Raw genomic sequence first — 9057 nt, forward strand, 5'->3', positions numbered from 1 at the left:
TCGCTGGAGGGCGCAAGCCCGGAGGCGTGAATCGGCGGCGCGCATCATGCGGCATCCTTGATGCTGTGCTCGATCATGCCGCGCAGGCGGGCCACGATGGCGGTGAATTCGGGGCTGTCCTGCACGCTCTCGTCGCGCGGGCGGGGGAAGGGAATGGTCACGTCGGCCACCACCACCGCGGGGCGCTTGGTCATCACCAGCACGCGGTCGCTCAGCAGCACCGCCTCGCGGATCGAATGGGTGATGAAGATCCCGGTCTTGCGGTGGCGGGACCAGAGGTCGAGCAGCACCAGCGCCATCTCGTCGCGCGTGATGGCGTCGAGCGCGGAGAAGGGCTCGTCCATCAGCATGATGGAGGGCGTGTGGATCAGCGAGCGGCAGAGCGCCACGCGCTGGCGCATGCCGCCCGAGAGCTCACGCGGGCGCTTGTCCATGAAGGCGCCGAGGCCGACCGAATGCAGCAGCTCTTCCGCGCGGGCCACGTATTTCTCGCGCGGCAGGCGCATCATCTTGATGGGGAAGAGCACGTTGTCGCGCGCCGAAAGCCAGGGCAGCAGCGTCGCGTCCTGGAAGACCAGGCCCGCATCGCGGCGCGGGCCGGTCATCGGCTGGCCGCCGATGGTGATGCTGCCCGCCGTGATGGATTCGAGGCCGGCCAGCATCATCAGCAGCGTGGATTTCCCGCAGCCCGAGGGGCCCAGGATGGAGACGAACTCGCCCTCGGCGATGTCCACGGAGACACCGGCCACGGCCTCGATGGGCCCGGCCGGCGAGGCATAGGTCTTGCGGACCCCGCGAAGGGAGATCATCGGGGGCGCGATCAGCCCAGCATCGCGCCGAAGGGGGCGAGGCGGGTGCGCTGCGCGGCCCATTCGGCCTCGGTCAGCTTCACCTTGCCGGCGAAGCGGTTGGAGATGATCGCCTCCGTGCTGGGGCGCTTCGCGTCGGCCGGGGCGCCGAACTCCATGACGAGGTCCGTCATCGCGTTCCACTTGGCCATGTCGGTCCAGCCCAGGCCGTTCTGGATGGCTTCGGGAGCCAGCATCGTGGCCTGCATCAGGCCCTGGGAGAGGCGCGCATTCTCACGCCCGCCCGAGGTGATGCCGATCTCGGGCACCTGACGGATGAACATGTCGAGCGCGCGCTCCGGCTCGCGCAGCTGCAGGGCCGCGGCTTCGAGCAGCGCGTCGGTCACGGCCTCGGCCTGGGCGGCGCGGTTCTGCAGCACCTCGGGGCGGGTGCAGATCACGTTGGCGTAGAAGTTCAGCCCCGCCGAGGAATAGGGGATGAAGCGGTGCGCCGCGTTCTGCGCCTGCATCACCGGGATGGTGGAGGAGCCGATGGCGGTGATGGCGTCCACCTGGCGATCGATCAGCGAACGCTCCAGCACGCGGTTGTCCATCTGCTGGATGGTGACGGTCTGCAGGTTGATGCCGGCGCGGCGGGCGAAGGCGGGCCAGAAGGGGAATTCCGCGCTGGTCGGCACGGCGCCGATGCGCTTGCCCTCGAGGTCCTTCGCGGTGCGGATCGGGCTGTCGGCGCGCAGCGCGATGCCCATGGTCATGTCGTAGTTCACGGTGGCCATGCCGACGACCGGGAGTTCGCGCGCGGCGGCGAGGATCATGGGACCGGCGCCGATGATGGCGTAGTCGAACTGGCCCTGGGCCAGGGCCTGGGCGGCGGCGACGGAGCCGAAGCCGCGCGTGACTTCCACGTTCAGGCCGCGGCGGGAGAAGGCGCCCATCTCGCGCGCGATGTAGGCATAGGCGGTCGAGCCCTGGGCCAGCCAGGGGAGCGTCAGGCGCAGCGCGGCCTGGGCGCGGACCACATTCGGCGCAGCCAGGATGGCGGTGCCCGCGGCGAGGGCGGAACGGCGGGACAGCGTGACCATGGGCGAGGCCTCCAGGCAAGAACATGAACGGGCCGTCATATGCGCGCGGCGGGCCTTCGCCGCAAGCGGTCCGTCCGGGCCCATGACGGGCGATCAGACCCGTGATGCCTGAAATCCGGGCAGGGGTGCCGGGCCGCGCCCGCTTTCACGCCAGCGCAACCAGGCTGCCCGGCCTGCGGCGGCCCAGGCGGCCATGGCGCGCGGATTGCTAGTCCGCCGCATCCTTTCCCGCCTGGAGGCCTCACGTGACCCGTTTCTCCCGCCGCAGCCTGCCCGCGCTCGCGGCCTCGTTTGTCGCCGCCGGCGAGGCTGCGCGCGCCCAGACCCTGCCGGCCGGCACCGTGCGCATCGTGGTGCCCTTCAATCCGGGCGGCATCAGCGACATCCTGGCGCGCAGCCTGGCGCAGAACATGACCACCACGCTCGGCCAGACGGTGGTGGTGGAGAACCGCGCCGGCGCCAATGGCAGCATCGGCGCCGGCGTCGTCGCACGTTCCACGCCGGATGGGCTGACGCTGCTGCTGGGTGTCACGGACACCCATGCGGTGAACCCGGCGGCGATGCGCAACATCCCCTATGACGCCAACACCGATTTCGAGCCGATCAGCCTGCTGACGCGGGTGCCGCTGGCCCTGGCCGTCGGGCCGACCCAGCGCGAGATCGCCGATCTGCGCGCCTTCATCGCCGCCGCCAAGGCGCGGCCGGGCGCGCTGACCTATTCGAGCTGGGGTGTCGGCAGCACCTCGCAGATCGCCATGCTGCGCATCGGCCTCGCGGCCGGGGCGGAGATGCTGCATGTGCCCTTCACCGGTGCCGCGCCCGCCCAGCAGGCGCTGGCGGCGGGCCAGGTGGATGCGATGGTGATGCCGGCGGGTGCGGCGGAGGCGCTGGCGCGGGATGGGCGCGTGCGCGTGCTGGCGACACTCTCGCCCGCGCGGCTGCCACTGCTGCCGAATGTTCCGACGCTGCAGGAGCAGGGTGTGCCGCTGACCACCAGCATCATCCAGGCCATCTTCGCGCCCGGGCGCACGCCGGCGCCGGTCGTCGCGCGGCTGAACCAGGCGATGGCGGCGGCGATGGCCACACCCGCCATGATCGAGGTGTTCCGCGCCCAGGCGGCGGTGCCCGAGCACACGACGCCCGCCGCCCTCGCCGCGCTGGTGCGCAGCGAGCAGGAGGCCTGGGGCAATGTGGTGCGCAGCGAGAACATCCGGCTGGACTGACGTATCCCGCTGCGAGGTCTAACCTCGCGCGGCGATGAGGGAGTGGGCGCGTGACGCATCTGGAAGCCGATGTGCTGATCATCGGCGCGGGCGGGGCCGGCATGTATGCCGCGATCGAGGCGGTGCGGCGGGGGGCGGAGCGCGTGCTCCTGCTGGACCGCAGCCTGATCGGCCGCGGGGGCGCCACGGTGATGGCGCAGATGACCGTCGCGGCCGCCGTGGGCGCGGGCGATCACTGGGAACATCACCTGGCGGATACGCTCACCGCCGCGCGCGGGCTGGCGGACCCCGCGCTCGCCGCCCTGCTCTGCGAGGCGGGTGCGGCGTGCATCCTGGAGATGGATGAGTGGCGCGTGGGCTGGGCGCGCTCCGGCGATGCGCTCGCGGCCGTGCAGGCGCCGGGGCATGACCGCGCGCGCTGCGTCTATGTGGATTTCCTCAACACCGGCCCCGCCGTCTCCCGCACGCTGCGCGCGCAGGTGCAGCGCGTGGGGCCGGCGATTCGGCGCCTCGGCGAGGTGGCGGTGACCGATCTTGTTGTCCAGGACGGCGCGGTGACGGGGGCGGTGGCTCTGCACGTGGCGAGCGGCGAGGCGCTGACCATCGCCGCACCCGCCACGATCATCGCGACGGGCGGGCTCACGCGGCTTTATGCGCGCAACAGTGCCAGCGCCAATATGTCGGGCGATGGCTATGCGCTGGCGCTGCGCGCGGGTGCGACGCTGGTGGACATGGAGTTCGTGCAGTTCTTCCCCTTCGGGCATCTGGCGCCGCGGCTGATCGGGATGGACCCGATCATGTGGGACCCCTTTCGGTACAAGCTGGGCGGGCGGCTGCTGAACGGTGCCATGGAGGATTTCCTCGACCGCTGGGGCGGCGATGCCGAACAGGGGCGATACAGCACCACGCGCGACCTCGCGACCTATGCGATCACAAAGGAAAACGAGGCGGGGCGCGGCTCGCCGCATGGCGGCGCGTGGCTGTCCTTCACGCATATTCCGGAGGCGGAGCTGCGCGCGGCCTTCGGCCCGGTGGTGGACAAGCTCGCCGCCAATGGCATCGACCTGACGCGCGATTGCATCGAGGTCTCGCCCATCGCGCATTACCACATGGGCGGCGTGCGGGTGGATCCGCGGATGCGCACCGATGTGCCGGGCCTGCTGGCGGCGGGTGAGGCGGTGGGTGGTGCGAATGGCGCGAACCGGCTCTCGGGCAATGCGATCACCGAGGCGCTGGCCTATGGCCGCACGGCGGGGCGCGAGGCGGCGTTGTTGGCGGCGAAGGGGCCGGTCCGCGGCTTCGCGGCGGGGCTGGCGCTCGAGTTGCTGCGCGCCTCCGGGCCCGCGGTGAACACGGCGGCGATGGTGGCGCGGCTGCAGCGCGTGATGTCGGAAGATGTGGGGCCGTTCCGCACGGCGGCGGGGCTGGATCGCGCCGCTGCGGCCGTGGCCGAATTGCAAGCGGAGCTGGGGCTGGCGCCGCCCGGCGTGCCGGGGCAGCCGCATGACCTGGCGCGGCTGGATTGGCTGGATCTGCGGCAGATGCTGCTGGTGGCGGCGGCGGTGATCCGCGCGGCGCGGGCGCGGGAGGAAAGCCGTGGGGCGCATCAGCGCGAGGATTTCCCGGAGATGCGGGAGGAATGGCGCGTGAACCAGTTGCTGCGCGGCGAGGGCTTGGCGCTCTCGCGCCAGGCGGTGCCGGCGTGATGCGCGCGGCCTTGCTGATCCAGCGTGGTGGCGCGGGCGAGGCGCCGCGCGAGGAGCGGTTCGAGTTGGATTTCGAGCCGGGGGAATCGGTGCTGGATGGCTTGCGGCGGCTCAGGGTGAGCGCCGATGCGACGCTGGCGTTTCGTTATGCCTGCCTGAATGCCAATGCGTGCAAGGAGTGCATGATGCTGCTGGATGGCCGCGTCATCTACGCCTGTACGGCGCGGCTGGAGCCGCGCGAAATGCGTTTGGCGCCGCTTCCCAACAAGGTGTTGCTGCGCGACCTGGCGACGGTCATCGCCCCTCCGGACGAGCGCCTGTAATTGGGGTCTGGGGCCTTTCGGCCCCAGCCGCCGGAGGCATTTACTGTTTCTGCAGCCCCAGGCTCCGCGCCACCTCACCCAGCGCATTGTATTCCGCCAGCATGGCGCGCCCCATGGCCTCACCCACGACCAGGTCGAAGATCGCGCCCTGGGCCTGCATCACCTCCTGGAAGCGTGGCGTGCGGGCGGCGTTGGTGAAGGTCTCGGTGAGCCGCGCCATGCGGTCCGCCGGGATGCCCTGGGGGGCGATCATGCCCCACCAGATGGTGATGGCCATCTCGGGCAGGCCGAGGCTGCCGACGCCCGAGCCCTCGGGTGCCGCCGGATTGCCGCCGACTGTGGTGAGGAAGTAGCAGCGCGCCGTGCCCGCGCGCACCGCCGGCATGGCGCCGACGAGAGAGCCGCCGAAGAAGGTGATGTGCCCGCCGAGGAAGGCCGGAAGGGTCTGCCCTGCGCCCTGGAAGGGCACGGTCTGCATCTGCAGGCCGAGCTGGCGGAGGATGCGTTCGACGCCGAGATGCATGACGCCGCCCAGCCCTTCGTTGCCCCAGGTGTAGGTGTTGGGCCGGGCGCGGATGGCCGCGATCATGCTCGTGAGGTCGGTGGCCGGGAAATCGGGCCGGGCGCAGAGGGCGAAGGGCGAATAGCCCACCTGGAAGACCGGCGCGATGGACTGGATGGTGTAGCGCGCGCCCAGCGTGTGCGGCGCCGAGGTGATGGGCGTGTTCCAGACGAAGCCGAGCGTATGGCCGTCGGGCCGGGATTCCAGCACCTGCTGCACGCCGATGGTGCCGCTCGCCCCCGGCCGGTTCTCGACGATGATGGGCTGGCCGAGCGAGTTGCCCACGATCTCCTGCAGGGCGCGGGCGAAGATGTCGGTGCCGCCGCCGGGATTGACCGGGACGATGATGCGGATGGGCCGGTCGGGGAAGCTTTGGGCGGCTGCGGGCAGCATGAGGCTGGGCAGCAGGGCCAGGGCCAGGAACCAGCGACGCATGGGCTCTCTCCTTCACCGTGAGGCTGTAGCTTGGCACGATCGGCGGCCTTCGCCACCTACGGGATTGTCCCATGCCATGGGAGTCGCATAGTGGCGGTTCACGATGGGGAGGATGCCATGAAACTGATCGATCTGAGCCGGGAACTGCACCACAAGGCGCAGCGCCTGCCCAACCACCCGACCATCGAGGTCTATCCGTTCAGCACGCATGACGAGAAGCGCGTGGCCGACGGCTACGAGTTCTCTTCGGCCACGATGGTGCTGCACATGGGCGACCATGGCGGGACGCATGTGGATGCGCCGGTGCATTTCGATGAGACGCCGGGTGCGATGACGATCGACCAGATGCCGCTCGAGACCTTCTTCACGGAGGCGGTGTGCCTGGACCTGACACATGTGCCGGACAGGACGGACATCACCGTGGCCCACCTGGAGGCGGCGGAGAAAGCGGCTGGGGTGAGCATCAAGCCGAAGGATACGGTGCTGCTCTACACCGGCTTCTACAAGCGTGCGGCCGGCACCGAGGGCTACATCACCGACTTCCCGGGGCTGACGAAGGAGAGTGCCACCTGGCTGGGGGCCAAGGGCATCACCGCCTTCACGGTGGAATCCGTGAGTCCGGGCCGGCCGGGGCGCAACAATTTCGAGGTGCACCATGTCTGCCGCGACATGGGCTTCACGCATTACGAAGGCGTGATCAATTGCGACAAGGTGGTGGGCAAGGGGCGCTTCCGCTTCCTCGCCATGCCGTTGAAGATCAGGGGCGGCACCGGCAGCCCGGTGCGCGCCGTCGCGATCCTCGAGGAATAGCGCCTCAGGTTCCGACGGATCGGCGGGGCAGGTTCGTGAGGTCCTGCGCCGCCATCCAGGCGGGGCCGCCATGGGCGACCCAGAGCGAAGCGGCGAGTGCGGCGAAGCCACGATGGGCGATGAGGTCCGCTTCGCCGAAGCTGTTGCGGGCGGCGTTCGCGCAGATCAGCACGCCCAGATAGTCGCCCTGCCACAGGATGGGCGCGAACATCGAGGAGCCGGCGCGGAAGCTCTGCAGGATCTTCACGAAGCTGGCATGCAGGGCCGTGTCGCGCAGCAGCATGGGCTGGCGCGTCTTCGCCACCTCGCCCGGATGCCCGAGCTTGATGTCCACCAGCTCGTGATACTGCTCGGGCGCGAAGTTCACCGGGGCCGTGATCATGTGATGCTGACGGTCGGCGGTGACCATGAAGGCGACGGCGGCAGCGCCGATCGTGGGCGGCGGAGATTCCCGGAAGGCATTGGGGCGCAATGCGGCGCCGGGGTCGCCCAGCAGGGCGGGGATGGCGCGTGTGATGGTGTAGAGCGCCTCCTCCGGGCCATGCGCCGCGGCGCCCTCGGCCGCGATACGCGCGAAGCCTGCCATCTGTTCCATAGCGTTCCTCAGATCCTGAAGCGGTTGAGTTGGGCGGGGTCTGGCGTGATGCCGATGCCGGGCCCGGGCGGAAGGCGCGCCTGGCCGGCCTCGATGAGGAGGCCGGGGATGGCGATGTCCTCGGAGAGCATGCCCTGCGTGAGGCTGACGCCCCAATCAACCTCCGGCACCAGGGCGGCCAGGTGCAGCACGGCCGCATTGCCGATGGAGGTCTCGGCGATCTTGCAGGCGAGCGTGGTCCGCATGGCGTTCTCGCGCGCCAGGGCATCGGCCGCGAGCGTGGGCAGCAGGCCGCCGAGCTTGATGGATTTCAGGCCGAAGCCGGCGGCGCTGCCGCGGCAGGCGGGGATGTCGGCGAGGCCGTGCAGGCCTTCATCCACGCAGATGGGGCAGCGCGTTGCGGCCGCGAGTTGGGCGAGGCCGGGCTTGTCGTCATCAGGCAGGGGCTGCTCGAGGTAGTCGAGCGCGCCATCCGGCAGCGCGGCCAGGAAGGCGCGGGCGGCGGGGAGCGTCCAGGCCATGTTCGCATCGCCCGAGAGATGCGCGCGGGGGCCGAGGGCTTCGCGCAGGCGCTGGATCATGGCCGCGTCGTCGAGCGGATCGGGGCGGAGGCCGAGCTTCACCTTGATGTGGCGAAAGCCGCTGGCCTGGGCGGCGAGGGCGGCTTGCAGCACGGCCTCCTCGGTCGCGCCGCCGATCATGGAGATGCAGGGGGCGGCATCGCGCTTCCGTTGACCGAGGAAGTCGCAGAGGGGGAGGCCGGCACGGCGGGCGGCCAGGTCCAGCAGGGCGGCCTCGGCCGCGCATTTCGCGCCGGTGTTGTTGCGGATGGCGCGGTCGAGCCGGTGGGTGACTTCCGCCGGTGCGGCGAAGGGGCCGGAGAGCAGGGCGGGGGCGAGATAGCGGCGCGCGACTTCGGCCATGCCGGCCAGCACCTCGCCGGTCATGGTCGGGGCGGCGGAGGCCTCGCCCCAGCCGGAGCGGCCTTCGGAATCCTGCGCCTCGATGATCAGCGTCTCGGCATGGGTGATGGTCTCGCTGGCCAGGTAGAGCGGGTGCCGCAGCGGGACGCGCAGCGGCCAGACATGGATGGCGTTGAGCGACAGGGGCCAGGGCGCGGTCATGGCGCGAGCCTAGCGGGGAATGCGGCGATGCCAATGGCGGCCCGAAAACCAAAACCCGCCGCCATGATTGGCGACGGGTCCGAAGGATCCGGCCGCAAGTGCGGCCGGCGCGCCCAGAGGAGCCGGCTGGCCCCGCGCCACTTCCGCGGCGCGAAGCCAAGCGCGCGGAGCGCGCGCCCGGCGCCTGAGGGCCCCAAAAACATCAAAACCCGCCGCCATTGCTGGCGACGGGCCTGAAGGATCCGGCCGCAAGTGCGGCCAGCGCGCCCAGAGGAGCCGGCTGGCCCCGCGCCACTTCCGCGGCGCGAAGCCAAGCGCGCGGAGCGCGCGCCCGGCGCCTGAGGGCCCCAAAAACATCAAAACCCGCCGCCATTGCTGGCGACGGGCC

Annotated in this window: 9 protein-coding genes; 4 read left to right on the forward strand and 5 right to left on the reverse strand. The window is 70.8% G+C overall.

Annotated elements, in window-relative coordinates:
* Window positions 1-44: 44 nt before the first annotated feature.
* Window positions 45-809: an ABC transporter ATP-binding protein gene (locus KTR66_RS22280; RefSeq protein ID WP_213616611.1), complete on the reverse strand. Its 765-nt coding sequence runs from the start codon at window positions 807-809 to the stop codon at window positions 45-47.
* An 11-nt stretch (window positions 810-820) separates the two neighbouring features.
* A complete protein-coding gene (locus KTR66_RS22285) occupies window positions 821-1891 on the reverse strand; it encodes an ABC transporter substrate-binding protein (protein ID WP_213616613.1) in 1071 nt (356 codons plus the stop codon).
* A gap of 245 nt (window positions 1892-2136) precedes the next feature.
* Here KTR66_RS22285 and KTR66_RS22290 point away from each other — a divergent pair, with 245 nt between their 5' ends.
* From KTR66_RS22290 to KTR66_RS22300, 3 genes are read left to right on the forward strand one after another with little or no spacing between them, the layout of a single operon-like run.
* The gene (locus KTR66_RS22290) at window positions 2137-3114 is read left to right on the forward strand and encodes a tripartite tricarboxylate transporter substrate binding protein (protein ID WP_213616615.1); all 978 of its coding nucleotides are present in this window, start codon (window positions 2137-2139) and stop codon (window positions 3112-3114) included.
* Window positions 3115-3164: 50 nt separating this feature from the next.
* Window positions 3165-4820, forward strand: a complete 1656-nt coding sequence (locus KTR66_RS22295) for an FAD-binding protein (RefSeq protein WP_213616617.1) — start codon at window positions 3165-3167, stop codon at window positions 4818-4820.
* Window positions 4820-5143, forward strand: coding sequence for a 2Fe-2S iron-sulfur cluster-binding protein (locus tag KTR66_RS22300; RefSeq protein WP_213616631.1), 324 nt, complete (start codon window positions 4820-4822; stop codon window positions 5141-5143). The genes KTR66_RS22295 and KTR66_RS22300 overlap by 1 nt, the downstream gene beginning before the upstream one ends.
* Window positions 5144-5183: 40 nt before the next feature.
* On the opposite strand, the gene KTR66_RS22305 is transcribed toward KTR66_RS22300, so the two are convergent.
* Complete coding sequence (locus KTR66_RS22305; RefSeq protein ID WP_213616619.1) at window positions 5184-6140, reverse strand: tripartite tricarboxylate transporter substrate binding protein; 957 nt, start codon at window positions 6138-6140, stop codon at window positions 5184-5186.
* Between the two features lie 117 nt (window positions 6141-6257).
* Between KTR66_RS22305 and KTR66_RS22310 the strand changes: the two genes are divergently transcribed.
* The gene (locus KTR66_RS22310) at window positions 6258-6950 is read left to right on the forward strand and encodes a cyclase family protein (RefSeq protein ID WP_213616621.1); all 693 of its coding nucleotides are present in this window, start codon (window positions 6258-6260) and stop codon (window positions 6948-6950) included.
* Window positions 6951-6954: 4 nt separating this feature from the next.
* Here KTR66_RS22310 and KTR66_RS22315 read toward each other — a convergent pair whose 3' ends face one another.
* The gene (locus KTR66_RS22315) at window positions 6955-7545 is read right to left on the reverse strand and encodes a GAF domain-containing protein (protein ID WP_213616623.1); all 591 of its coding nucleotides are present in this window, start codon (window positions 7543-7545) and stop codon (window positions 6955-6957) included.
* 8 nt (window positions 7546-7553) lie between these two features.
* Window positions 7554-8669, reverse strand: a complete 1116-nt coding sequence (locus KTR66_RS22320; RefSeq protein WP_213616625.1) for a mandelate racemase/muconate lactonizing enzyme family protein — start codon at window positions 8667-8669, stop codon at window positions 7554-7556.
* Window positions 8670-9057: the final 388 nt, after the last annotated feature.

This window comes from Roseococcus sp. SDR (assembly GCF_019083995.1).
Classification (GTDB): Bacteria; Pseudomonadota; Alphaproteobacteria; order Acetobacterales; family Acetobacteraceae; genus Roseococcus.